This window comes from Citrobacter sp. JUb117 (assembly GCF_024809055.1).
GTDB lineage: Bacteria > Pseudomonadota > Gammaproteobacteria > Enterobacterales > Enterobacteriaceae > Citrobacter > Citrobacter gillenii.
In genome coordinates this window covers 159,916-183,854 of the sequence record NZ_JANUFB010000006.1, presented here as the reverse complement: position 1 = coordinate 183,854, position 23,939 = coordinate 159,916, and the positions used below count along the sequence as shown (strand labels likewise).

Here is a 23,939-nt window from a genome sequence, read left to right as displayed (position 1 = left end):
GTCTGCACCTAGTGGTCGAGATACAGGTAATGCACCCAACTGGTCATGCGTAACAGGACCTTACGCATCACTGATACATGGGCGAAATGGTCCGAATACACCGCGACCTGAGCGTAAATACCATCAGGCAACGCGTTGACGTCCACATTCTCATTCAGTTCAATCGTGGCGATCACCCCTTCCGAACCCGGCGTGGAGTTTAAGGATTGCAACGCGCCGTTCGACTGATACGTCCCCCCCGGAACCGCCGGGCTAATCGCGGCCAGTTTTCCGCTATAAACTTTCCCCGGTAGCGCGTTAAATACCACTTCAGCTTCGTCACCTGGCTCCAGTCGCAGAAGTGAGTTTTGGCGGAACTGGGCAATAATCTGTCGTTTTTGATCCGGGATAAACACCATCACCGGACGCATCGGCAGCGCAGCGGCATAGGTGCCCGGTCGGATCAGCACCTGGGTAACATAGCCATCGCTGGGCGCACGAACCACGGTTTGATCGAGGTTAAATTCTGCTTCCGCCAGCTGGGCTTTCAGGCTGGCAATTTGTGAATGCTCACCCATCACCATGCTGTCTAACTGGCTCTGTATTTGCTGTTGCTCTGCGAGGGACGATTTTACCGACGCTTCCTGCGCCAGATAGTTTTGCCGTGCCGCATCGATATCGCGTTCAGAAAAAGGATTTACCTTCGCCTGGCTACCCTGCGCGTAACGCTGGTAATCTTTTGCCAACTTGTCACGCGTGGCCTTTTTCTGCTGCGTGTTCGCTTTCATTTCATCTAACTGCGCAACCAGCGCCTGCTCTTTATGCTGTGCCGTGACAATATCGGCTTTCAGGCGGTCAACCCTCGCCTGATAACGCCCTGGGTTAAGCTTAAACAGCACCTCGCCTTTTTTGATCAGCGTGTTTTTCTTATCCGTGACTTCTGTTACCACCCCGGTCACCTGCGGCACGACGGGAATAGAAATAACCGCCTTTTGCGCCTTAAATGTATACGGATGGTTATAGTTCATCAGTAATATAAGTCCGCAAACAATAAAAATACCGCCCAATGCTGCAGTTGGTACTGTCCATTTATTTACAGGAATTTTAAAAATTTTAAATACAGACCATGCACAAGCCACATAGGTCAAAACGATCAGTAAATCCATCGATATTACTCCGCCGGGGAGGTCTTAACCTCGGCCAGTTTCTTTTCCAGATCGGCTACCCGCTCCTGAAGTTGAATCAGGGAAGAATCAGCGCTTTGCATGCCCCAACCGCGCTCCGGGCGGTACAGCGTTGCCCAAATCCATAAAAAGGGCCAAATAACATGCAGCGTAAACAGACTTACCCATCCCGCAACATGGATAGCGTCGGCATGAGGATGGTTACGTTTTTTTGCAATTAGATAGGGAATATCATGCAGAATAATAACCCCATAAAAAATGACCAGGAATACAAAAATAAGCACTCCTAATGCAAAATAATCAAGAAACATATTTGCCTCAGGGATTAAAAATAAAGAATTTGTATGCTATTAGTTTTAAATAATAGATTTGAGCATAATAGAGGAATAACCAGATTGGATGCAATTGTCTTATTTATATAACGATATATGGGTTTATATATACCCATCGTCTTTTGAACTGCTTCTTTGTTGGCTTCGTTCGCTCACCCCAGTCATTTACCTGAGTAAACTGCAGAGCAGAACTTGATGCCCGGCTCGCTATGCGATACCGGGCAATAAGTGACAGGAGATTAAAACAGCCCCAGCGGTTTATCAGAGTAGCTCACCAGCAGGCACTTGGTCTGCTGGTAGTGGTTCAGCATCATCTTGTGAGTTTCCCGCCCGATACCCGACTGTTTATAGCCGCCAAACGCCGCATGTGCCGGGTAGGCATGGTAGCAGTTGGTCCAGACGCGTCCGGCCTGAATACCACGTCCCATCTTGTAGGCCAGATTACCGTTACGGCTCCAGACGCCGGCACCCAGTCCGTATTGGGTATCGTTGGCGATCTCCAGCGCGTCTTCCATAGTTTTAAAGGTTGTGACCGCCAGCACCGGGCCGAAGATCTCTTCCTGGAAAACGCGCATATTGTTCTTGCCGTACAGGATGGTTGGCTCGAGGTAGTAGCCCTCTTTTAACTCCCCATCCAGTTGCTTACGCCGCCCGCCGGTCAGGACATCCGCCCCTTCTTTCTTACCGATATCAATGTAGTTCAAAATGGTTTCTAACTGCCCATGTGAGACCTGCGCGCCCATTTGCGTGACGCTATCAAGCGGGTTACCGCTGCGGATACTCTCCACACGGCGAATGGCTCGCTCCATAAAACGTTCGTATATAGATTCCTGCACCAGTGCACGACTCGGGCAAGTACACACCTCGCCCTGGTTGAAGGCAAATAGCGCAAAGCCTTCCAGCGCCTTGTCAAAGAACGCATCTTCCTCATCCATAACGTCGGCAAAGAAGATATTCGGCGACTTGCCACCCAGTTCCAGCGTGACAGGGATAATATTCTGTGTGGCGTACTGCATGATCTGCTGGCCGACTTCCGTCGATCCGGTAAACGCCACTTTCGCAATGCGTTTTGATGTCGCCAGATATTCGCCGATTTCTCCGCCCGCACCGTTGACCACGTTCACCACGCCCGGTGGCAGCAAATCACCGATAACTTCCATCAGCAGCAGCACCGACAGCGGCGTCAGACGAGCTGGCTTCAGCACCACGCAGTTACCCGCTGCCAGGGCCGGCGCCATCTTCCAGCTCGCCATCAGCAACGGGAAGTTCCACGGGATAATTTGCCCGACTACGCCGAGCGGTTCATGGAAATGATACGCCACCGTATCGCTGTCGACTTCACTGATCCCCCCTTCCTGGGCTCGAATACAGGAGGCGAAATAGCGGAAATGGTCAATGGCCAGCGGCACATCTGCCGTGCTGGTTTCGCGGATTGGCTTACCGTTATCCCAGGTTTCTGCCGTCGCCAGCAGCTCCAGGTTTTGCTCCATGCGATCGGCAATCTTGAACAGGAGCGCAGCACGATCCTGGACGGACGTATGCGCCCATTTATCTTTGACTTTGTGCGCGGCATCCAATGCCAGGTCGATGTCTTTTTTGCCGGAAGAGGCCACTTCGCACAGTAACTGCCCGGTGACCGGCGTCAGGTTCTGGTAATACTCACCGTCCACCGGTGCCACCCAATCGCCGCCGATAAAGTTATCGTATCGGGCTTTTAACTTCAGGGGATAACCATACTCGCCGGGATGAATACGCGTTGAAGGGGGGTTATTGGTCATGACCGTCTCCTTGCTGTAGGGGTACTACAAAGGTAGACGGGACTGGCGAATTATTCGCCAGCCATTTACTGCTTTACGACAGATGTCACGGTTTACATTGCCGCGCGATAGATCGCCATGATTTCCTCATGCGTCGCCTGAATCGGGTTGGTAAAACCACAGGCATCCTTCAGGGCGTTGGTCGCCAGAATAGCAAAATCTTCTTCCTTCACGTTCAGGTCGCGCAGGCCTGCCGGAATTGCCACTTTCTGCGCCAGCTCACGGATCGCCGCGATGCAGGCCTCAGCGCCTTGCGCTTCGCTCATATCCGCCACATTCACACCCATTGCAGCCGCGCAGTCACGCAGGCGAGCCGCAGCAACCTTGCTGTTGAACACCTGAACATGCGGCAGCAGGACGGCGTTGCACACCCCGTGCGGCAGGTTATAGAAACCGCCCAGCTGGTGCGCCATTGCGTGAACGTAACCCAGAGATGCATTGTTAAAGGCCATACCGGCGAGGAACTGCGCGTAGGCCATGGCTTCGCGCGCCTGCGCGTTGCTGCCCTCTTCCACGGCAACCGTCAGATTTTCAGCAATCATCGTTACCGCTTTGAGCGCACAAGCATCGGTAATTGGCGTGGCGGCAGTGGAAACATAGGCTTCAATGGCGTGGGTCAGCGCATCCATACCGGTGGCCGCCGTCAGAGACTTCGGCATACCGACCATCAGCGAGGAATCATTTACCGACAGCAGCGGGGTCACGTGCTTATCAACAATCGCCATTTTAATGTGGCGTTCTTCATCAGTGATGATGCAGAAACGGGTCATTTCAGATGCCGTACCCGCCGTGGTGTTGATGGCAATCATCGGCAGCTGTGGTTTTGCAGAACGGTCAACGCCTTCGTAGTCACGAATGTCGCCGCCGTTAGCCGCCACCAGCGCAATGCCTTTCGCACAGTCGTGTGGTGAGCCGCCGCCCAGGGAAATAACGCTATCACACTGGTGTTCTTGCAGAAGTTTCAGACCCGCCGCAACGTTGCTGGTAGTTGGGTTAGGATGTGTACCATCAAAAATAACACTGAAAATATCACGTTCCTGTAAGGCCTTTTGAATATCGCCCGCCATCCCTAATTGGGTCAGCATGGCATCCGTCACGATTAACGTACGACGGAATCCATATTCCGCCATTGTATTCATGGCATCCTTCAATGCACCAGTACCTATTACGTTCACAGATGGGATAAAAAATGTTGAAGCAGCCATTGTACAATCCTTAATTACTCTAAAGAGGTAGGCAGCATACGTGTGAAAATCCCATCAAAATATGATCGTGGTTGTTATTTTAATAACACCAGAAATTAAAAAAGCACATTAGGTTTAAAATCTAATGTGCTTATATAAATCAACCGCTATTTTGTATTAATTCATGTTTTCTATGAATTAATTGTGTCATTACTTTTCGGGAAACAGTAATGCATCGCGTAATAAATGATCATTTCCCCGGCGACGGGTAAACCCAATACGGTCAAAATATTCCAGAATTTGGATAGCCAATTTACGTCCCACATTCAGCCTGTCGCGGAAATCAGCGGCACAGGTTGATCCTCTTTCCAGATCCAGTTCGCGGATCATATTGGCAAAAGCCACGATGCGATCGTTACGATAATAGCGATCTTTGACGATCGCGGTAATGATGCCCTGCTGCGCTGCCTGCCGTAACGCCAGACGCATGGCCTGCTCATCTGTGCCCGTTTCTTTCGCCAGGTCCCGCACCCACCACGGCTCATCACCGAAGAGAGGCTCAACTTTTTGCCAGATGGCCTGCTGCTCATCGCTAAAGCCGGCCTTATGGTCCGGTAAATGCAGCCAGCCATGGTGGCTATGGATAACGCCGCTATCGCGCATTTTTTCGATCAGCAGCAGGACCAGCGCTTCGTCTTCCATCGGCAGCGCCATGCGCCGCAGACGCTCACGCCCCGGTCCCGGTTCATCGCGATGCTGCTCGTGGTACGTCGCCAGCGTATCCAAAATTTTACGCTGCCAGCGGGCGGCGACAGAGGCATTCAACAGGCTATATCCAGCCTGAATAAAACCATGTTGCTCAATCAACGGGCGCATCCCGTCGCCGTTAAGCTGGCGCGCCCATGCGAAATCGGGGATGTTCACCGCGCCACGCGTCAGATGCACTGCCAGCGCGTCGCCGTCATTCTGTGCGTTTTCCAGCGCCGATAGCCACTGCAGATACTCCGGTTTACGCTTGCCACGACGCGGCGGGTTGAGCGTCACCACGCGTGCACCCGCAAGCGTCGTGCGGGCAGAAATATCGCGCAGCACCAGTCTGTCGTTATCGGCCAGCCACAGCGGCGTATCAAACACCAGCTCCGCCAGCGTCCCTTCGAGCAGGGAAATACGCCCGGTCACGTGGCTGGCCGCGTGGTGAATATGCAGCGGTTGCCACTGTGTCAGCGGGGCGGCGTGCTCTAAAGAGACAATGACGCGGGTCAAGGCATCCGGCGGTGCATCGGACAACAGCCAGTCACCGCGGGTGAGCTGTTCTTTCTCCGCATCGCCAGCAATATTCAGGGCAATACGCTGCCCGGCATGAGCGTACTCAGTGGCCTGGTTTTGCGCATGCAGACTACGCACGCGCATCGGTTTGTTGACCCCAGTCAGCCACAGCGTGTCGCCAACGTTCACTTCACCACTGAGCGCCGTGCCGGTAACCACCAGGCCCGCCCCCTTCACCGTAAAGGCGCGGTCAATTGCCAGCCGGAAGGTGTGATTGCGGGCCAGCTCTCGCGCAGGCAGCTGCAGCAGATGCTCACGTAATGCATCAATACCCAGCCCTTCACTGGCAGCGGTCACGAAAAGTGTCGCCCCGGCAAAACCAAAGTTCGCCAGCGTTGACTGCACTTCTGCACGCACGTCGTCAATACGCGCGTCATCCACGCGATCGGCTTTGGTCAGCGCCACGGTGAGCTGCGGATTGCCCGTCAGTTGCAGGATCTGCAAATGCTCCCGCGTTTGCGCCATCACGCCATCATCGCAGGCCACCACTAACAGCGCGTGATCGATGCCGCCGACGCCCGCCAGCATGTTGGACAGAAACTTTTCGTGTCCGGGAACGTCGATAAACCCCAGCACGCGGCCATCCGGCTGCGGCCAGTAGGCATAGCCCAAATCGATGGTCATGCCGCGTTTTTTTTCTTCCGGCAGGCGATCGGCATTCACACCGGTAATCGCCTGTAATAACGTGGTTTTTCCGTGGTCAACGTGTCCGGCTGTTGCAATAATCATTTCAGCATCATCTCCATAAACCGGGGCTCGTCTTCAAGACAGCGCAGATCCAGCCATAAGCGGCCATCATAAATTCGCCCAATGACCGGCACCGGTAGCGCGCGCCAGCGGGCAGCCAGGGCCTCAAGGCGGCTACCGCGCCCGTCATGCGGGGTAAAGGTTAATGCCGCGCTGGGCAGTCTATCAACCGGTAGCGAACCACTGCCAATCTGCGACAGACAAGGCATCACGTTCAGTGCAAACTCGCCGCCATAATGTTGTTCGAGCTGTGCCTGTAAGCGTTGTGCCTGTTCGCGGATCGCCTCTTCCTTACGAGTGAGCAGGCGCAGCGTGGGTAATTTTTCTGCCAGTGCTTCCGGGTGTAAATAGAGCCGCAGCGTGGCTTCCAGTGCCGCCAGGGTCATTTTATCGGCCCGCAGCGCACGTTTCAGCGGATGACGCTGCAGCCGGGCAATCATCTCTTTCTTACCGACGATAATTCCGGCCTGCGGCCCGCCCAGCAGCTTGTCGCCCGAGAAGCTGACCAGGCTAACACCCGCGGCAATCAACTGCTGCGGCATCGGCTCCTTGGGTAAACCGTACAGGCTGAGATCCACCAGCGAGCCGCTGCCCAGATCCGTCACCACCGGAATATCCAGCTCATGACCGATCGCCGCCAGCTCGGCTTCATCCACCGTTTTGGTAAAGCCTTCAATGCTGTAATTGCTGGTATGCACTTTCATCAACAGACCGGTATTTTCATTCACTGCCTGACGGTAATCGCTGGCGTGCGTCCGGTTAGTGGTACCGACCTCATGTAGAACGCACCCGGCCTGGCGCATCACGTCCGGAATACGAAATGCGCCGCCAATTTCCACCAGCTCACCGCGTGAAACCACCACCTCTTTACCATTGGCGGTTGCTGCCAACATCAGCAGCACCGCTGCCGCATTGTTATTAACGATGCAGGCATCTTCGGCTCCCGTAATGCGACACAACAGGTCCGCCAGCGCACGATCGCGATGCCCACGACCGGCGCCGTCGAGGTCATACTCCAGCGTCACCGGCGCGTGCATCACCTGCATCACCGCCTCAATCGCTTCTTGCGCCTGCAACGCACGACCCAGGTTGGTGTGCAGCACCGTACCCGTCAGGTTGATGACCGGACGCAGCGCGCTGTGCGACTCGCGTTCCAGCCGGGCGCTGGCTTCTTGCGCCCAGTCGTCACTCCACGCCGGGAGTGCCTGCGTGTCGCGAATCGTTTCCCTTGCTTCGTCGAGCATATGGCGAAGAAGCTCCACCACCTGGGTATGACCGTGAGACTCACGTAAGGCAAGAAAGGCGCTGTCGCGCAATAAACGATCGATCGCAGGAAGCTGGCTGTAGAGTGAACGCATGTCGGTTGTCATGAAAGGGCCTGGCTGTTGGTGGCCCTCTCCGCCGGGGAGAGGGATAGCAATATGGGGGGATTGTACCGTGAGTTTGCTCAGGCGGACATAATACGCATCAAGCCTTTGGCGGTTCCGTGCGGGCAAAGCTCTCACGCTGAAAGAGCGTTTCCACCAGTTTAACCAGTCGCGGTCGGTCAACACACCAGCCGGGTGCGACGCGACGGAAATTGAGATAACCCACGGCGCAGGCGATGGCGACGGTGGCCAGATTCACCGTGTCCGTTTTCAGGGTGCCGTCTGCCAGATAGCCTTCCAGCACATCCAGGCTGCGGGTAATTTTCTCGCGCTGGCGCAGCAGTTCGATTTCTGATTGCAGTGCGGCTGGCCGGGCCTGTTCACGTACGGAGACAAGTCCAGCATCCATAATACCGTCCGCCAGCGCTTCAATCTGACGCACCTTCAGCGCCGCCAGCGGATCGCGCGGTAACATGGCTGGCGCAATATCCAGCAGCTCAATGTATTCGGCGATGATTGGCGAATCGAACCAGTACTCGCCCTCATCGGTGACCAGCGCGGGCACTTTTCCTAACGGGTTGTAGCGCGCCACGCCGTTTTCGACGTTGTAGGGGAGTTCATTAACGAATTCGAAGGTAATGCCCTTTTCCAGCAACAGAATAGAGATTTTTCGCACAAAAGGGCTGGTGTAGCTACCAATGAGTTTCATGCCGTGTCCTTTTTGCCAACAAAAATATCAGTATGGCTCAGGCCACGGCAAATGGCAGGTGACGACGGTCTCAATGATCTAAATAAAGGTAATGCATCCAGCTGGTCATACGCAGCAGTACTTTACGCATCACCGACACGTGGGCGAAATGGTCGGAGTAAACCGCCACCTGGGCATAAATGCCGTCCGGTAAGGCGTCAACTTCGGCATTCGGCTCCAGTTCAATCGTTGCCAGCACGCCATCGGTACCCGGCACCACCGTTAAGGACTGCAATGCGCCCTGAGCCTGATAAGAACCTCCCGGCACAACCGGCAGAATGCTGGTCAATTTACCGGAGAAAACCTGGCCTGGTAGCGCATTAAACACCACTTCCGCTTCATCGCCCGGTTCAAGACGCAGCAATGAGTTCTGGCGGAACTGGGCCACAATCTGACGTTTCTGTTCCGGAATAAAGACCATCACCGGTCGCAGAGGCAGCGCAGCGGCATAAGTCCCCGGACGGATCAGCAACTGCGTGATATAGCCATTACTTGGCGCACGCACGACGGTCTGATCCAGATTGTATTTGGCTTCAGCAAGCTGAGCACGCAGAGAGGCAACCTGCGACTGCTCGCCGTTAACCATGCTGTCTAACTGACTTTGGATCTGGGTTTGTTCCGCAACGGAGCCTTTCACCAGCGCATCTTGTGCCAGGTAGTTTTGGCGGGCGTTGTCGATATCGCTTTCAGAAAACGGGTTAACCTTCGCCTGGCTGCCTTTCAGGTAGCGTTGATAATCTTTATACAGACGATCGCGCTCGGCAGACACTCGCGTGGTGTTGGCGACCGCTTCCGAAAGTTGCGCTTTTAAATTATCGATATTGTGCGTTGCGGTAACCAGGTCGGCCTGCAGCCTGTCGACGCGCGCCTGGTAGCGGCCTGGATCGAGTTTGAACAACACCTCGCCTTTTTTAATCAGCTGATTATTTTTATCGGTAACCTCACTCACAATCCCCGTAACCTGCGGCGTAATTGGAATGGATATCACCGCTTTTTGCGCAGTGTAGGTATACGGGTGGTTATAGTTCATTAATAAAATGAGGCCCGCAACAATAAACACGCCACCTAAAGCTGCAGTAGCAAGCGTCCATTGGTTTACCGGGATACGGAATATCTTAAAGATGGCCCAGGCAAATGCCACGTAGGTCAAAACAATCAACAGATCCATGATCAGCGCTCCTGCGTGTTCTTATCAGCGGCGGGTTGCACCGCAGCCAGTTTTTGTTCCAGATCGGCTACGCGCTTCGCAAGAGCGTCAATATCAGGGTTGCCCGTCGTTGGTTGAATGTGGTTTTGCATCCCCCAGCCGCGTTCGGGTTGGTAGAGCGTGGCCCAAATCCACAGGAACGGCCAAATGGCATGGAGCGTAAACAAGCTAATCCAGCCCGCCGTATGAATCGCATCGGCATGGGGATGGTTACGCTTTTTAGCCATGTTGTAGGGAATATCATGGATGGCGATGATTCCGTAGAACAGAACCAGGAAGACAAAAATGAGCACGCCCAACGCGAAATAATTTAGAAACATACCTGCCTCGAATTCACACTAATTAGAGTTTTTTTGTGCTGGCAGCCGTATGTACCCTGGCTGATGTCTTGAACATAACTGGAGTTGGCAATTTTTGCCATACCACAAAAAAAATATATTTTCTGAGTAAAAGTTGCTTTATTTTCCGCAAAAAATGGGCGGGGGAGAATCTGCTTCAGATCACACTGGGAAAAAAACAGATGAAAATTTCTTGTGATTCAGATCACAAAGACTCAACAAACACGCCAACATAAAACGTGAACCAATTCACATTTTTCTGCCTTTTTGGGTGAATTCTAACCGTGAGGTGTTTTTTTGTACTGGTGCTTTGTGATGAATATCACATTAACTACCGCCATACACCCTATATTTACGTGACGAATATCACATAAAAAGGCGTCGACTGGACAGTTGAACGATTCAGTGCCAGATTTCGCAGTATCTACAGGGTCCGGCTACCTCCTGCCGCTACATTAACAAACCTCGGGCTTTCAGCCTGCGCGATAGCAAACATAAGAAGGGGTGTTTTTATGTCATCCGATATTAAGATCAAAGTGCAAAGCTTTGGTCGATTCCTCAGCAACATGGTGATGCCGAATATCGGCGCGTTTATCGCGTGGGGTATTATCACCGCATTATTCATTCCGACAGGGTGGTTGCCGAGCGAAACGCTGGCTAAGCTCGTTGGCCCTATGATCACCTATCTTCTGCCGCTGCTGATTGGTTACACCGGCGGTAAATTGGTGGGTGGCGATCGCGGCGGTGTGGTCGGTGCCATCACCACAATGGGTGTGATCGTCGGTGCCGATATGCCGATGTTCCTCGGCGCAATGATTGCCGGTCCGTTGGGCGGCTGGGCGATTAAACACTTCGATAACTGGGTTGACGGTAAGATTAAATCCGGCTTTGAGATGCTGGTGAACAACTTCTCCGCCGGCATCATCGGGATGATCCTCGCTATCCTGGCGTTCCTCGGCATTGGCCCACTGGTTGAGGCCCTGTCCAAAATTCTGGCAGCAGGCGTTAACTTCATGGTTGTCCATGACATGCTGCCGCTGGCGTCTATCTTTGTTGAACCGGCGAAAATCCTGTTCCTCAACAACGCCATCAACCACGGTATTTTCTCACCGCTGGGCATTCAGCAGTCCCATGAGATGGGCAAATCCATCTTCTTCCTGATTGAAGCAAACCCGGGTCCGGGTATGGGCGTCCTGCTGGCGTACATGTTCTTCGGTCGCGGTAGCGCTAAACAGTCTGCGGGCGGTGCGGCTATCATCCACTTCCTGGGCGGTATCCACGAAATCTACTTCCCGTACGTGCTGATGAACCCACGTCTGATCCTGGCCGTTATCCTCGGCGGTATGACCGGCGTATTTACGCTGACTATCCTCGGCGGCGGTCTGGTTTCTCCGGCCTCTCCGGGCTCTATCCTGGCCGTACTGGCCATGACGCCAAAAGGCGCGTACTTCGCTAACATCGCGGCAATCTGTGCGGCCATGGCGGTCTCCTTTGTGGTCTCAGCCATTCTGCTGAAAACCAGCAAAGTGAAAGAAGAAGATGACATTGATGCAGCGACCCGTCGCATGCACGACATGAAAGCAGAATCCAAAGGTTCATCTCCGCTGTCTGCGGGCGATGTCACCAACGACCTGAGCCATGTGCGTAAAATCATCGTTGCCTGTGATGCCGGTATGGGCTCCAGCGCAATGGGTGCAGGCGTACTGCGCAAGAAAGTGCAGGATGCCGGTCTGTCTCAGATCTCCGTCACCAACAGCGCGATTAACAATCTGCCGCCGGATGTGGATCTAGTCATTACACACCGTGACCTGACCGAACGCGCTATGCGCCAGGTTCCGCAGGCGCAGCACATTTCGCTGACCAACTTCCTCGACAGCGGTCTGTACACCAGCCTGACCGAGCGTCTGGTTGCCGCACAGCGCCACAACGTTAACGAAGAGAAGGTACGTGACCACCTGAAAGACAGTTTTGATGAAGGTGATAACAACCTGTTTAAACTGGGTGCGGAGAATATCTTCCTTGGCCGTAAAGCCACCAACAAAGAAGAAGCCATTCTGTTTGCCGGTGAGCAACTGGTGAAAGGCGGCTATGTTGAGCCGGAATACGTCCAGGCAATGCTGGATCGCGAAAAACTGACCTCTACCTACCTGGGTGAGTCCATTGCGGTACCGCACGGCACCATCGAAGCTAAAGATCGCGTGCTGAAAACCGGCATCGTGTTCTGTCAGTACCCGGAAGGTGTGCGCTTCGGTGAAGAAGAAGACGACATTGCCCGCCTGGTGATTGGTATCGCCGCGCGTAACAATGAGCACATCCAGGTGATTACCAGCCTGACCAACGCGCTGGATGATGAATCCGTGATCGAACGTCTGGCGCAGACCACCAGCGTGGATGAAGTGCTGGAACTGCTGGCAGGTCGTAAGTAAGCGTTATTGCCCGGTAGGACTCATGCTTACCGGGCCTACAAAATCCTCTCCCTTGTGGAGAGGGTTAGGTTGAGGGAAAAGCCTCACCCCAGCCCTCTTGGGTAAAAACATTAATGAAGGTTAATACTATGAAAGCATTACATTTTGGCGCAGGTAATATCGGTCGTGGCTTTATCGGCAAACTGCTGGCAGACGCGGGGATACAACTGACGTTTGCGGATGTAAATCAGGTGGTTCTCGACGCCCTGAATGCCCGTCATAGCTATCAGGTTCATGTTGTCGGTGAAAATGAGCAGGTTGATACCGTTTCCGGCGTTAACGCCGTCAGCAGCATCGGCGACGATGTCGTTGAACTGATTGCCCAGGTTGATCTCGTGACCACCGCGGTTGGTCCGGTCGTGCTGGAACGCATTGCGCCTGCCATCGCCAAAGGGCTGATCAAGCGTAAAGCGCAGGGTATTAGCACCCCTCTGAATATTATTGCCTGTGAAAACATGGTGCGCGGCACCACCCAGCTGAAAGGCCACGTGCTGAACGTGCTGGACGATGCGGATAAAGCCTGGGTTGAAGAACACGTTGGTTTTGTCGATTCTGCCGTAGACCGTATTGTTCCGCCTTCCGCCTCTGCCGCCAATGACCCGCTGGAAGTGACCGTAGAAACCTTCAGCGAGTGGATTGTCGACAAAACCCAGTTTAAAGGCGAGCTGCCAAACATCCCGGGAATGGAATTAACTGATAACCTGATGGCATTTGTCGAACGTAAGCTCTTCACGCTGAACACGGGGCATGCTATAACCGCGTACCTCGGAAAATTGACCGGTCATCAGACCATCCGTGACGCGATTCTCGACGAGAAAATCCGCACAGTGGTAAAAGGTGCGATGGAAGAGAGCGGCGCGGTACTGATCAAACGCTATGGCTTTGATGCGGCAAAACATGCAGCATACATTCAGAAAATCCTCAGTCGTTTCGAAAACCCGTACCTGAAAGATGACGTTGAGCGCGTGGGCCGCCAGCCGCTGCGTAAACTGAGCGCAGGCGACCGTTTAATCAAGCCGCTGCTCGGCACGCTGGAGTACGGCCTGCCGCACGTTAATCTGGTGCAGGGTATTGCTGCGGCGATGCATTACCGCAGTGAAGAAGACCCGCAGGCGCAGGAACTGGCAGCGCTGATTGACGAAAAAGGCCCACAGGCCGCGCTGGCACAGGTTTCCGGGCTGGATGCCAACAGCGACGTGGTGGCGGAGGCGGTTAACGCATATAACGCAACCAAATGATCCACAGTGTGGCGCAGGTCAGCCTGCGCCCGAATATCAGATTGTCAGATATGCAGGCAATAATGGAACAAACGCAGGCCTTTGAAAATCGTGTGCTTGAGCGTCTGAATGCTGGCAAAACCGTACGCAGCTTCCTCATCACCGCCGTAGATTTACTCACCGAGGCGGTGAATATCCTGGTGCTTCAGGTATTTCGCAAAGACGACTACGCGGTTAAATATGCAGTGGAACCGTTGCTCGACGGCGACGGGCCGCTGGGCGATCTGTCGGTCCGTCTGAAGCTGATCTACGGCCTGGGTGTGCTCAGCCGCCCTGAGTATGAAGATGCGGAACTGCTGATGGCGCTGCGTGAGGAATTGAATCACGACGGTAATGAATATGCGTTCACCGACGACGAAATTCTCGGACCGTTTGGTGAACTGCACTGCGTGACGGCGCTCCCGCCCCCGCCCCAGTTTGATACCTCAGACTCGGGTTTGTACGCCATGCAAATCCAGCGCTACCAGCAAATGGTACGCTCAACCATGGTGCTCTCTCTGACCGAGCTGATTTCTAAAATCAGCTTAAAGAAAGCCTTTCAGAAATAACGTCATACCGATTTACTTCTCATCCTGCTGCGGTCGATACAGCTGGCGATAGTACTCCAGACGCTGCAGATACAGCGGCACGTTTTCCTGCGGGACCTCAGAAGGCACCGTGTTACGCGGCGGCGTTTTATTCAAGTACTCACGAAAAGCCTGGCTTGACGCCATAAAATCGATGGTTTTATCAATAAGAATCGAAACGTTCTCGCCTATTTTCGCCATGATGATTCATCCTCCATGTATTATCCGCGACCCGCCTGCGCGGTCGATGGTTTAAGTTTAGGATCGGATGGTTAATTATATTGAGGAAAACGTGCTTCACTATGCCACCACCGACAAAAAGCACCATCAACGATCTTATTTCTTAAAATCCCTTTTTAATCAAACAGCTAACATTTTCATTAGCGAAATAATACTTGCAGCATTTGATTATTTATCTTCGATTAGTTGAGAATAATCCCCCTCTGCGCGCATACTATAGGATATTCATCCTATTTTTAGCAGAAGCTATCCTATGAAAGAAGTCGAAAAAAACGAAATTAAACGTCTGAGCGATCGCCTGGACGCCATCCGCCACCAGCAGGCAGACCTGTCACTGGTTGAAGCCGCCGACAAATATGCCGAGCTGGAAAAAGAAAAAGAAACGCTGGAAGCCGAGATCGTGCGCCTGCGTGAAGTTCACGGTCAGAAGTTGAGCAAAGAAGCACAAAAGCTCAGCAAGCTCCCGTTCCGTCGCGCCATCACCAAAAAAGAGCAGGCCGACATGGGCAAGCTGAAGAAAAGCGTGCGCGGCCTGGTGATCGTACACCCGATGACCGAACTGGGTCGTGAAATGGGCCTGAAAGAGATGACTGGCTTTTCAAAGACTGAGTTTTGATCACCCTCCGGGCAACGTCCGTTTGCCCGGTCTCCTATTCCCCCGCCAATTGGCCCTACCAATTTTAGCCAGATCCGAATACCCCCTCACATTTCGTTAAAAATAACTTACAATGCCGTTGCCAATAAATAACATTTGATTAACCATTCGTTGTCATTACCCCTACACAACAATATTGGCAGGGCCACTTTTACACATAGTGTGACGACGAGATGAGCACAGACTCATTGCATTATGTCGGCGGCCCCCAGGAGACCTGCAATGAATCTCTGGCAACAAAACTACGACCCGGCCGGTAACATCTGGCTTTCAAGCCTGATTGCCTCACTCCCTATTCTGTTCTTTTTCTTCGCGCTGATTAAGCTCAAGCTGAAAGGTTATGTCGCTGCGACGTGGACGGTAGGGATTGCCCTGTTGGTCGCCTTGCTGTTCTACAAAATGCCGGTCGATCACGCGCTGGCATCCGTGGTGTACGGCTTCTTCTATGGTCTGTGGCCGATTGCCTGGATAATCATCGCCGCCGTATTCGTCTATAAGATTTCGGTCAAGACCGGGCAGTTCGACATTATCCGTTCCTCAATTCTGTCGATTACCCCGGACCAGCGTCTGCAGATGCTGATTGTCGGCTTCTGCTTTGGCGCATTCCTCGAGGGGGCTGCAGGATTTGGCGCCCCGGTGGCGATTACCGCCGCACTGCTGGTTGGCCTGGGCTTCAACCCGCTGTACGCCGCAGGGCTGTGCCTGATTGTAAACACCGCACCGGTGGCGTTTGGCGCAATGGGTATTCCGATCCTGGTTGCTGGTCAGGTTACCGGGCTGGACAGTTTTGAAATCGGCCAGATGGTAGGCCGCCAGCTGCCGTTCCTGACGATTATCGTGCTGTTCTGGATCATGGCGATTATGGACGGCTGGCGCGGCGTGAAAGAGACCTGGCCGGCGGTAATGGTCGCAGGCGGCTCCTTTGCCATCGCGCAGTACCTCAGCTCTAACTTTATCGGGCCAGAACTGCCGGACATCATCTCTTCTCTGGTGTCACTGGTGTGTCTGACGCTGTTCCTGAAACGCTGGCAGCCGGTACGCATCTTCCGCTTTGGTGACATGGGTGCTTCACAGGTCGATCAAACGCTGGCCCGCACTCACTACACCGCCGGCCAAGTGGTTCGCGCCTGGTCACCGTTCCTGTTTCTGACAGCAACGGTCACGCTGTGGAGCATCCCACCGTTTAAAGCGCTGTTTGCCCCTGGCGGCGCGATGTATCACTGGGTGGTGAATGTTCCGGTACCGTTCCTCGACAAACTGGTGGCCCGCATGCCGCCGGTGGTACACGAAGCCACGGCCTACGCGGCGGTATACAAGTTTGACTGGTTCTCAGCGACCGGCACCGCCATTCTGTTTGCCGCCCTGCTGTCTATTGTCTGGCTGAAAATGAAGCCCTCTGCCGCCCTGCAAACCTTCGGCAGCACGCTGAAAGAGCTGGCGTTGCCCATCTATTCCATCGGGATGGTACTGGCATTCGCATTTATCTCTAACTACTCAGGCCTGTCTTCGACGCTGGCATTAGCGCTGGCACACACCGGCAGCGCCTTTACCTTCTTCTCGCCGTTCCTCGGCTGGCTGGGCGTATTCCTGACCGGGTCAGATACCTCTTCTAACGCACTGTTCGCAGCCCTACAGGCAACGGCAGCGCAGCAAATCGGTGTCTCCGATGTACTGCTGGTGGCGGCAAATACCACCGGTGGCGTAACCGGCAAGATGATCTCCCCGCAATCTATCGCCATCGCCTGTGCGGCCGTGGGGCTGGTGGGTAAAGAGTCTGACCTGTTCCGCTTTACCGTGAAACACAGCCTGATATTCACCTGTATGGTGGGTGTGATTACCACGCTTCAGGCCTATGTCTTAACCTGGATGATCCCATGATAGTGATGCCCAGACGCCTGTCCGACGAGGTCGCTACTCGCGTGCGGGCGCTGATTGAAGAACAACAGCTGGAGGCGGGCATGAAGTTGCCCGCCGAGCGCCAGCTGGCCGTACAGCTCGGCGTGTCGCGTAATTCACTGCGCGAGGCGCTGGCAAAGCTGGTCAGTGAAGGCGTGCTGCTCAGCCGTCGCGGCGGCGGGACGTTTGTCCGCTGGCAGCATGAAGCCTGGTCCGAACAAAACATCGTTCAGCCACTGAAAAGCCTGATGGCGGATGACCCGGATTACAGCTTCGATATTCTCGAAGCCCGCCACGCCATTGAGGCCAGCACCGCGTGGCATGCCGCGATGCGCGCTACAACTGCCGACAAAGAGAAAATCAGGCTATGTTTTGAGGCCACGCAGAGTGAGGACCCGGATCTCGCCTCACAAGCAGACGTTCGCTTTCACCTCGCCATTGCGGAAGCGTCGCACAACGTGGTGCTGCTCCAGACCATGCGCGGTTTCTTCGACGTATTGCAGTCCTCGGTAAAACAGAGCCGCCAGCGTATGTACCTGGTGCCACCTGTGTTTTCACAGCTCACAGCACAGCACCTTGCCGTGCTGGACGCGATTGTCGCCGGGGACGCTGATGGCGCGCGTAAGGCGATGATGGCGCACCTCAGCTTTGTCCACACCACCATTAAACGCTTTGATGAAGACCAGGCCCGCCAGGCGCGTATTACCCGTCTGCCCGGTGACCATAATGAAATTAGCAGGGAGAACAACTCATGATTATTTCAGCAGCCAGCGATTATCGCGCCGCAGCCCAGCGCATTCTGCCCCCCTTCCTGTTCCACTACATCGACGGTGGTGCCTATGCAGAGCATACCCTGCGCCGTAACGTCGAAGATTTATCGGAGGTGGCACTACGCCAGCGCGTGCTGAAGAACATGGCCGACCTGAGTCTGGAAACCACCCTGTTCAACGAAAAACTGTCGATGCCGGTGGCATTAGCGCCGGTTGGCTTGTGCGGCATGTATGCCCGCCGGGGCGAAGTTCAGGCCGCCGCTGCCGCTGACGCCAAAGGTATTCCGTTTACGCTTTCGACGGTTTCCGTCTGCCCGATTGAAGAAGTTGCCCCGACGATCAAGCGTCCGATGTGGTTCCAGCTGTACGTCCTGCGCGATCGCGGTTTTATGCGTAACGCGCTGGAGCGTGCTAAAGCAGCGGGTTGCTCCACGCTGGTCTTTACCGTCGATATGCCCACGCCCGGCGCGCGCTACCGTGACGCACATTCCGGGATGAGCGGTCCGAATGCCGCGCTGCGCCGTTACTGGCAGGCGGTAACCCATCCGCAGTGGGCGTGGGACGTTGGCCTGAACGGTCGTCCGCATGATTTAGGCAATATCTCGACCTACCTGGGTAAACCCACCGGCCTGGAGGATTACATCGGCTGGTTGGCAAACAACTTCGATCCGTCCATCTCCTGGAAAGACCTCGAGTGGATCCGTGAATTCTGGGACGGTCCGATGGTAATCAAAGGGATCCTCGACCCGGAAGATGCCCGCGACGCCGTACGCTTTGGCGCCGACGGCATCGTGGTCTCGAACCACGGCGGCCGCCAGCTGGACGGCGTGCTGTCTTCTGCACGTGCGCTACCCGCCATTGCCGACGCGGTGAAAGGCGATATTGCGATTCTGGCAGACAGCGGCATCCGTAACGGTCTGGACGTGGTGCGCATGATTGCACTGGGTGCAGATACCGTACTGCTGGGCCGTGCTTACCTGTATGCACTGGCGACCCACGGTCAGGCAGGTGTCGCTAACCTGTTGAACCTTATTGAGAAAGAAATGAAAGTGGCGATGACGCTGACCGGTGCAAAATCCATTCGTGAAATCAGCCGTGACTCACTGGTACAAGAGCTGGGAAAGCAACTGCCCGCCGCACTGGCACCTCTCGTCCAGGGTAGCGCCGCGTAACCGCACCCCCGTAAAACCCTACACTCTGAATGGTCGGCCTGTTCTCAGTCCGGCCATTTTTTATGCAAAAATAACGACCAGTTAACATTTACACTCAATATATTTGACAACTTTTTATTCACCTGCCAAATGTATATACAAGCTAATACAACAACAACCCACACAATAATAATCCACACAACAACAACCATCATAACGGGCGAGGGTGACATGGTTTATTCCGGTAAAGTGAATATCCAGCAGGCGATAGATGACAGTCCTTTTTCACGCTTTCATTGGGTCATCATCGTCCTTGGCTTTCTGGTGCTGGCCATTGATGGCTTCGACACGGCGGCGATGGGCTACATTGCCCCTACCCTCTCAGCCGACTGGGGGATCAAGAAACAAGATCTCGGGCCGGTATTAAGCGCCGCGCTGCTGGGGCTCTCATTTGGCGCCCTGCTGGCCGGGCCAATTTCCGATCGCATGGGGCGTAAACGCGTACTGGTTTTTTCCTGCCTGTTCTTTGGTCTCGCCAGTCTGGGCACCGCCTATGCCCAGACGCTGAATATGTTAACGTTTTGGCGGTTTCTCACCGGACTCGGGCTGGGTGCAGCAATGCCGAACGCCATCACGTTGGTGTCAGAATTTGCGCCAAAACGCTGCCGCTCGATGGCGATTAACACCATGTACTGCGGTTTCCCGCTCGGTGCAGCAGGTGGCGGGGTTATCTCCTCCTGGCTGATTCCTAACTACGGCTGGCACAGCGTCCTGCTCGCCGGGGCAATTGCCCCGCTGGCGCTGACCATCCTCCTGGTGTTATTTCTGCCGGAGTCGGTCAAGTATCTGGTCCATCGCGGGAAAGAGATCGCGCAAGTCAAACGAATTGCCCGTCGCTTTATGCCAGGTGATATAGACCAGGTCACCCATTTTTATCTGGATGAAGAACGGACTGACGTCAAAAAAGGCAGCGTGGCGCAGTTGTTCAGCATGCCGTGGCTGCCGGGCACGTTGATGCTGTGGATGACCTACTTTATGGGGCTGGTTATCTATTATGTGCTGCTGAGCTGGATGCCGACGCTGATGCTGGGAATGGGTTACCCGCTGGCAGAATCTGCCTGGCTGACATCACTGTTCACCTTCGGCGGTACCGCGGGGATCCTGCTGGCCGGCTGGCTGATGGATCGCTGGGAAGCGCACAAAGTCGTCTCCATCGGTTTTATCCTGACAATGCTGTTTGCACTGGCGCTCGGGTTTGAACATAACCACATCATTCTGTTTGGCGCCCTGATCTTCCTGATGGGGATCACCATGAACGGTGCACAGTCCGGACTACAGACGCTGGCGGCAACGTTTTACCCGACCCACTGTCGCGCAACAGGTATTGCCTGGATGCAGGGCGTGGGCCGCTTTGGTGGCGTCGCCGGGACCATGACCAGCGCCCAATTACTTTCTCTGCAATGGCAGGCTGACAGCATATTGATGTTCCTCAGCGTTCCCGCGCTGCTGGCTGCTGCCGCAACGCTTTATAAGCTGCAACGCTATAAACCGCAGCCTCTGACCGTCGCATAGTACCCGTCCTTTCTGCTATCCTGCCCCCCGTTATTAAGGGGGCAGTATGCTTAACATCGTTTTATTCGAACCAGAAATCCCGCCAAATACCGGCAATATCATCCGCCTATGCGCCAATACCGGCTTTCGTCTGCATATTATTGAGCCCATGGGCTTTACCTGGGACGACAAGCGCCTGCGTCGCGCGGGGCTGGATTATCACGAATTTACCGCCGTACTGCGCCACCCTGATTACGCCGCCTTTGTGGCTGCAGAAAATCCGCAACGTCTTTTTGCGCTGACCACCAAAGGGACGCCGGCCCATAGCGCGGTAAGCTATCAGGATGGTGATTATCTGATGTTTGGCCCGGAAACGCGCGGCCTGCCCGCCAGCATTCTCGACACGCTGCCTGCCGAACAAAAAATTCGTATTCCGATGATGCCGGACAGCCGCAGCATGAACCTGTCTAACGCGGTGTCGGTGGTGGTGTATGAGGCCTGGCGCCAGCTGGGGTATCCGGGCGCCGTATTACGCAGTTGATTTTGTCGGATGCGGCTAGCGCCTTATCCGACCTACATTAATTTGATGTTATTCGTTTCGAGCGTTATCGGCGCAGACAGATTGAACACGGACTGCGCACAGTCACCGGAGCGTACACGCAGTACGTGAGGATGACGAGCACAGCCCAGGTTCAATATGGCAAGTAAGATAGCTCGAAATCAGATGCCATCGCCGCATTCGAACGTATGATGTATCCCGTTGAAATGCTGATCCATATCCATGGACGGCTTATCGCTGTCAGGTTTACCGACAATCCGTGCCGGAACGCCTGCGGCGGTGGTATGTGGCGGTACGGGCTGTAAGACGACAGAACCCGCGCCAATTTTCGCCCCGCGCCCAACCTCGATGTTGCCGAGAATTTTTGCGCCCGCGCCAATCATCACGCCTTCACGAATTTTTGGGTGACGATCGCCGCCCGCCTTACCAGTCCCGCCTAAGGTGACGGATTGCAGGATCGAGACGTCGTTTTCGATCACCGCGGTTTCACCCACCACAATTCCGGTGGCATGATCGAGCATGATCCCACGACCAATTTTTGCCGCCGGATGAATGTCGACCTGGAAAGTCACGGACACCTGATTTTGCAAGAAGATCGCCAGTGCCTGACGCCCCTGATGCCACAGCCAGTGGCCGATGCGGTAAGCCTGCAGCGCATGGAAGCCCTTCAGGTACAAAAGCGGAGTGGAATATTTGTCGACAGCTGGGTCACGCGTGCGCACTGCCTGGATATCGCAGGCCGCCGAGGCAATCATTTCCGGATCGGCGGCGTAGGCTTCTTCCACCACTTCACGAATAGCAATCGCCGGCATGATTGGCGACGCAAGCTTATTCGCCAGCATATAGCTTAGCGCGCTGCCGAGATTCTCATGCTTGAGCAGCGTTGCGTGGTAAAAACTGGCCAACATTGGCTCACAATCCGCCAGTGCCCGGGCTTCTGCTTTAATATTTTTCCAGACGATATCCAGTTCTTCACACGGCATTGCGTACTCCACAGAAGGTAGCAAAACGACCAACCCGTTCTACGCGGGTCGGGTCGTTATAGTAAAACGGTTCCTTACGGCTAGTGGCTGCTCCGCTCGTCCTTGCGTGCACGACCTAATAACGTCAATGCTGCCTCGCGCGCATTTTTTCCGCAATACAATACTTGATAAATTTCCTCGGTTATTGGCATTTCGACACCAAAACGGTGCGCCAATTCACGAACTTCTTTCGTATTGCGATAGCCTTCAACCACTTGGCCAATCTTGTCCTGCGCGCCCTGAACATCCATGCCCTGACCGAGCATCATGCCAAAACGGCGGTTACGCGACTGGTTGTCGGTACACGTCAGCACCAGATCGCCCAGACCCGCCATGCCCATGAAGGTCGCCGGATCGGCACCCAGCGCCGCGCCAAGGCGTGACATTTCGGTCAACCCGCGGGTGATCAATGCCGTACGGGCATTAGCACCAAAGCCGATGCCGTCAGACATCCCTGCGCCAATGGCAATCACGTTTTTCACCGCGCCGCCAAGCTGGACACCAATGAAGTCCGGGTTGCTGTAAACGCGGAAACTTTTGCCGCAGTGCAGCAGTTGCTGGAGATCGTCAGCAAACGTCTCGTCCGTTGACGCCAGCGAAATCGCCGTAGGCATGCCTGCAGCCAGTTCTTTGGCAAACGTAGGACCGGAAATCACCGCCAGCGGAATGGCATCCCCCAACGCTTCACGCGCGACATCCTGTAACAGGCGTCCCGTTTCTGCTTCCAGACCTTTTGTCGCCCAAACCAGGCGCGCATCAGAGCGCATCAACGGTTTGATCTGACGCAGCACTTCGCCAAAGACGTGGCTCGGCACCACCACCAGAATATTACGGCTGGCGGTCAGCGCAGTGGCTAAATCACTTTCCAGGCGCAGCGTATCGGGAAAAGGCACATCAGGAAGGAACGCAACGTTGCAGCGATCGTGCTCGAGCGTTGCGATATGTTTGGGATCGTGGCCCCACAGGATAACCGGGTGGCCGTTTCTTGCCAGGGTAATGGCAAGAGCGGTGCCGTACGAGCCGGCACCAATCACAGTCATTGAAGCATTACTTTGATTCATCAGGCATCCTGATGTTCTTCAGTACCTTCGCCAGTCTGCTGCTGTAAATAGTTCATGAACAGCGCATCAAAGTTGACCGGTGCAAGGTTCAGCTGCGGGAACGTACCGCGTGATACCAGGCTGGTGATGCATTCACGGGCATACGGGAACAGGATGTTCGGGCAGTATGCACCCAGGCAATGCGCCATCTGAGTCCCTTCAATTCCGCTGATGGAGAAAATCCCGCCCTGCTGAACTTCGCACAGGAACGCCGTTTCTTCACCCAGAGAAGCCGTTACGGTGACACGCAGCACAACTTCATACACGTCATCTGCCAGTTGGGTAGATGCAGTATCAAGATCAAGTTTAACCTCTGGCTGCCAATCTTTCTGGAAAACATGCGGTGCATTTGGCGCTTCGAAAGACACATCCTTGGTATAAATACGTTGGATCTGGAAAGCCATTTCAGTGTTATTTTGTTCTGACATGTTTAGAAAACCCTTTAGTGTTGTCCTTTA

Annotated in this window: 22 protein-coding genes; 9 read left to right on the top strand and 13 right to left on the bottom strand. The window is 54.4% G+C overall.

The window, feature by feature from the left end; genetic code table 11:
• Positions 1 to 8 precede the first annotated feature (8 nt).
• The 9 genes from M2374_RS15335 to M2374_RS15295 form a co-directional block, all read right to left on the bottom strand.
• Positions 9 to 1,145, bottom strand: coding sequence for an HlyD family secretion protein (locus M2374_RS15335; RefSeq protein WP_135911235.1), 1,137 nt, complete (start codon positions 1,143 to 1,145; stop codon positions 9 to 11).
• Positions 1,146 to 1,150: 5 nt separating this feature from the next.
• On the bottom strand, positions 1,151 to 1,474 hold the full coding sequence (locus tag M2374_RS15330) for a DUF3302 domain-containing protein (RefSeq protein ID WP_117342532.1): 324 nt from the start codon (positions 1,472 to 1,474) through the stop codon (positions 1,151 to 1,153).
• A gap of 260 nt (positions 1,475 to 1,734) precedes the next feature.
• Positions 1,735 to 3,273, bottom strand: a complete 1,539-nt coding sequence (gene aldB / locus M2374_RS15325) for an aldehyde dehydrogenase AldB (RefSeq protein ID WP_181688644.1) — start codon at positions 3,271 to 3,273, stop codon at positions 1,735 to 1,737.
• 92 nt (positions 3,274 to 3,365) lie between these two features.
• Complete coding sequence (gene yiaY / locus M2374_RS15320; RefSeq protein ID WP_135911233.1) at positions 3,366 to 4,517, bottom strand: L-threonine dehydrogenase; 1,152 nt, start codon at positions 4,515 to 4,517, stop codon at positions 3,366 to 3,368.
• Between the two features lie 189 nt (positions 4,518 to 4,706).
• Positions 4,707 to 6,551 (bottom strand): selenocysteine-specific translation elongation factor, encoded by a 1,845-nt coding sequence (gene selB, locus M2374_RS15315; protein ID WP_117342535.1) that lies wholly within the window; start codon positions 6,549 to 6,551, stop codon positions 4,707 to 4,709.
• Entirely contained in the window at positions 6,548 to 7,939 is a 1,392-nt protein-coding gene (gene selA, locus M2374_RS15310) for an L-seryl-tRNA(Sec) selenium transferase (protein ID WP_181688643.1), read from the bottom strand. The genes selB and selA overlap by 4 nt, the downstream gene beginning before the upstream one ends.
• Before the next feature lie 97 nt (positions 7,940 to 8,036).
• A complete protein-coding gene (locus M2374_RS15305) occupies positions 8,037 to 8,645 on the bottom strand; it encodes a glutathione S-transferase (RefSeq protein WP_181688642.1) in 609 nt (202 codons plus the stop codon).
• A gap of 70 nt (positions 8,646 to 8,715) precedes the next feature.
• On the bottom strand, positions 8,716 to 9,852 hold the full coding sequence (locus M2374_RS15300; protein WP_181688641.1) for an HlyD family secretion protein: 1,137 nt from the start codon (positions 9,850 to 9,852) through the stop codon (positions 8,716 to 8,718).
• Positions 9,853 to 9,854: 2 nt separating this feature from the next.
• On the bottom strand, positions 9,855 to 10,211 hold the full coding sequence (locus tag M2374_RS15295; protein ID WP_115257185.1) for a DUF3302 domain-containing protein: 357 nt from the start codon (positions 10,209 to 10,211) through the stop codon (positions 9,855 to 9,857).
• A 530-nt stretch (positions 10,212 to 10,741) separates the two neighbouring features.
• On the opposite strand from M2374_RS15295, the gene mtlA reads away from it, so the two are divergent.
• The 3 genes from mtlA (at position 10,742) to mtlR (ending at position 14,519) form a co-directional block, all read left to right on the top strand.
• Positions 10,742 to 12,655: a PTS mannitol transporter subunit IICBA gene (gene mtlA / locus M2374_RS15290; RefSeq protein ID WP_115257184.1), complete on the top strand. Its 1,914-nt coding sequence runs from the start codon at positions 10,742 to 10,744 to the stop codon at positions 12,653 to 12,655.
• Positions 12,656 to 12,783: 128 nt separating this feature from the next.
• Complete coding sequence (mtlD, locus tag M2374_RS15285; protein ID WP_181688640.1) at positions 12,784 to 13,932, top strand: mannitol-1-phosphate 5-dehydrogenase; 1,149 nt, start codon at positions 12,784 to 12,786, stop codon at positions 13,930 to 13,932.
• Entirely contained in the window at positions 13,929 to 14,519 is a 591-nt protein-coding gene (gene mtlR, locus M2374_RS15280; protein ID WP_181490832.1) for a mannitol operon repressor MtlR, read from the top strand. The genes mtlD and mtlR overlap by 4 nt, the downstream gene beginning before the upstream one ends.
• 12 nt (positions 14,520 to 14,531) lie before the next feature.
• Here mtlR and M2374_RS15275 read toward each other — a convergent pair whose 3' ends face one another.
• The gene (locus M2374_RS15275) at positions 14,532 to 14,738 is read right to left on the bottom strand and encodes a hypothetical protein (protein WP_096759106.1); all 207 of its coding nucleotides are present in this window, start codon (positions 14,736 to 14,738) and stop codon (positions 14,532 to 14,534) included.
• A gap of 292 nt (positions 14,739 to 15,030) precedes the next feature.
• Between M2374_RS15275 and M2374_RS15270 the strand changes: the two genes are divergently transcribed.
• The 6 genes from M2374_RS15270 to trmL all read left to right on the top strand — a co-directional run bounded on the left by M2374_RS15270 (position 15,031) and on the right by trmL (position 21,341).
• On the top strand, positions 15,031 to 15,393 hold the full coding sequence (locus M2374_RS15270) for a YibL family ribosome-associated protein (protein WP_096759105.1): 363 nt from the start codon (positions 15,031 to 15,033) through the stop codon (positions 15,391 to 15,393).
• A 261-nt stretch (positions 15,394 to 15,654) separates the two neighbouring features.
• Positions 15,655 to 17,310, top strand: a complete 1,656-nt coding sequence (gene lldP / locus M2374_RS15265; RefSeq protein ID WP_096759104.1) for an L-lactate permease — start codon at positions 15,655 to 15,657, stop codon at positions 17,308 to 17,310.
• Positions 17,307 to 18,083, top strand: coding sequence for a transcriptional regulator LldR (lldR, locus tag M2374_RS15260; RefSeq protein WP_096759103.1), 777 nt, complete (start codon positions 17,307 to 17,309; stop codon positions 18,081 to 18,083). The genes lldP and lldR overlap by 4 nt, the downstream gene beginning before the upstream one ends.
• Entirely contained in the window at positions 18,080 to 19,270 is a 1,191-nt protein-coding gene (lldD, locus tag M2374_RS15255; protein WP_096759102.1) for an FMN-dependent L-lactate dehydrogenase LldD, read from the top strand. Before lldR ends, lldD begins: the two co-directional genes overlap by 4 nt.
• A 210-nt stretch (positions 19,271 to 19,480) precedes the next feature.
• Entirely contained in the window at positions 19,481 to 20,821 is a 1,341-nt protein-coding gene (locus M2374_RS15250; RefSeq protein WP_117342540.1) for an aromatic acid/H+ symport family MFS transporter, read from the top strand.
• A gap of 46 nt (positions 20,822 to 20,867) precedes the next feature.
• Positions 20,868 to 21,341 carry a tRNA (uridine(34)/cytosine(34)/5-carboxymethylaminomethyluridine(34)-2'-O)-methyltransferase TrmL gene (trmL, locus tag M2374_RS15245; RefSeq protein WP_181688639.1) on the top strand — a complete coding sequence of 158 codons (474 nt, stop codon included), beginning with the start codon at positions 20,868 to 20,870 and terminating at the stop codon, positions 21,339 to 21,341.
• Positions 21,342 to 21,520: 179 nt separating this feature from the next.
• On the opposite strand, the gene cysE is transcribed toward trmL, so the two are convergent.
• The 3 genes from cysE to secB all read right to left on the bottom strand — a co-directional run bounded on the left by cysE (position 21,521) and on the right by secB (position 23,909).
• A complete protein-coding gene (cysE, locus tag M2374_RS15240) occupies positions 21,521 to 22,342 on the bottom strand; it encodes a serine O-acetyltransferase (RefSeq protein WP_096759099.1) in 822 nt (273 codons plus the stop codon).
• An 80-nt stretch (positions 22,343 to 22,422) separates the two neighbouring features.
• Positions 22,423 to 23,442, bottom strand: coding sequence for an NAD(P)H-dependent glycerol-3-phosphate dehydrogenase (gene gpsA / locus M2374_RS15235; protein WP_181688638.1), 1,020 nt, complete (start codon positions 23,440 to 23,442; stop codon positions 22,423 to 22,425).
• Positions 23,442 to 23,909, bottom strand: a complete 468-nt coding sequence (gene secB, locus M2374_RS15230) for a protein-export chaperone SecB (RefSeq protein ID WP_096759097.1) — start codon at positions 23,907 to 23,909, stop codon at positions 23,442 to 23,444. The genes gpsA and secB overlap by 1 nt, the downstream gene beginning before the upstream one ends.
• Positions 23,910 to 23,939 lie beyond the last annotated feature (30 nt).

What these genes read in the sequence shown, in the direction of transcription:
- gpsA (WP_181688638.1), bottom strand. Translation starts at nt 23,442, where the DNA reads ATGAATCAAAGTAATGCTTCAATGACTGTGATTGGTGCCGGCTCGTAC.
- selB (WP_117342535.1), bottom strand. Translation starts at nt 6,551, where the DNA reads ATGATTATTGCAACAGCCGGACACGTTGACCACGGAAAAACCACGTTA.
- lldP (WP_096759104.1), top strand. Translation starts at nt 15,655, where the DNA reads ATGAATCTCTGGCAACAAAACTACGACCCGGCCGGTAACATCTGGCTT.
- trmL (WP_181688639.1), top strand. Translation starts at nt 20,868, where the DNA reads ATGCTTAACATCGTTTTATTCGAACCAGAAATCCCGCCAAATACCGGC.
- M2374_RS15275 (WP_096759106.1), bottom strand. Translation starts at nt 14,738, where the DNA reads ATGGCGAAAATAGGCGAGAACGTTTCGATTCTTATTGATAAAACCATC.
- mtlA (WP_115257184.1), top strand. Translation starts at nt 10,742, where the DNA reads ATGTCATCCGATATTAAGATCAAAGTGCAAAGCTTTGGTCGATTCCTC.
- M2374_RS15335 (WP_135911235.1), bottom strand. Translation starts at nt 1,145, where the DNA reads ATGGATTTACTGATCGTTTTGACCTATGTGGCTTGTGCATGGTCTGTA.
- cysE (WP_096759099.1), bottom strand. Translation starts at nt 22,342, where the DNA reads ATGCCGTGTGAAGAACTGGATATCGTCTGGAAAAATATTAAAGCAGAA.
- mtlD (WP_181688640.1), top strand. Translation starts at nt 12,784, where the DNA reads ATGAAAGCATTACATTTTGGCGCAGGTAATATCGGTCGTGGCTTTATC.
- aldB (WP_181688644.1), bottom strand. Translation starts at nt 3,273, where the DNA reads ATGACCAATAACCCCCCTTCAACGCGTATTCATCCCGGCGAGTATGGT.
- lldD (WP_096759102.1), top strand. Translation starts at nt 18,080, where the DNA reads ATGATTATTTCAGCAGCCAGCGATTATCGCGCCGCAGCCCAGCGCATT.
- M2374_RS15270 (WP_096759105.1), top strand. Translation starts at nt 15,031, where the DNA reads ATGAAAGAAGTCGAAAAAAACGAAATTAAACGTCTGAGCGATCGCCTG.
- M2374_RS15305 (WP_181688642.1), bottom strand. Translation starts at nt 8,645, where the DNA reads ATGAAACTCATTGGTAGCTACACCAGCCCTTTTGTGCGAAAAATCTCT.
- secB (WP_096759097.1), bottom strand. Translation starts at nt 23,909, where the DNA reads ATGTCAGAACAAAATAACACTGAAATGGCTTTCCAGATCCAACGTATT.
- M2374_RS15250 (WP_117342540.1), top strand. Translation starts at nt 19,481, where the DNA reads ATGGTTTATTCCGGTAAAGTGAATATCCAGCAGGCGATAGATGACAGT.
- lldR (WP_096759103.1), top strand. Translation starts at nt 17,307, where the DNA reads ATGATAGTGATGCCCAGACGCCTGTCCGACGAGGTCGCTACTCGCGTG.
- M2374_RS15295 (WP_115257185.1), bottom strand. Translation starts at nt 10,211, where the DNA reads ATGTTTCTAAATTATTTCGCGTTGGGCGTGCTCATTTTTGTCTTCCTG.
- mtlR (WP_181490832.1), top strand. Translation starts at nt 13,929, where the DNA reads ATGATCCACAGTGTGGCGCAGGTCAGCCTGCGCCCGAATATCAGATTG.
- M2374_RS15330 (WP_117342532.1), bottom strand. Translation starts at nt 1,474, where the DNA reads ATGTTTCTTGATTATTTTGCATTAGGAGTGCTTATTTTTGTATTCCTG.
- M2374_RS15300 (WP_181688641.1), bottom strand. Translation starts at nt 9,852, where the DNA reads ATGGATCTGTTGATTGTTTTGACCTACGTGGCATTTGCCTGGGCCATC.
- yiaY (WP_135911233.1), bottom strand. Translation starts at nt 4,517, where the DNA reads ATGGCTGCTTCAACATTTTTTATCCCATCTGTGAACGTAATAGGTACT.
- selA (WP_181688643.1), bottom strand. Translation starts at nt 7,939, where the DNA reads ATGACAACCGACATGCGTTCACTCTACAGCCAGCTTCCTGCGATCGAT.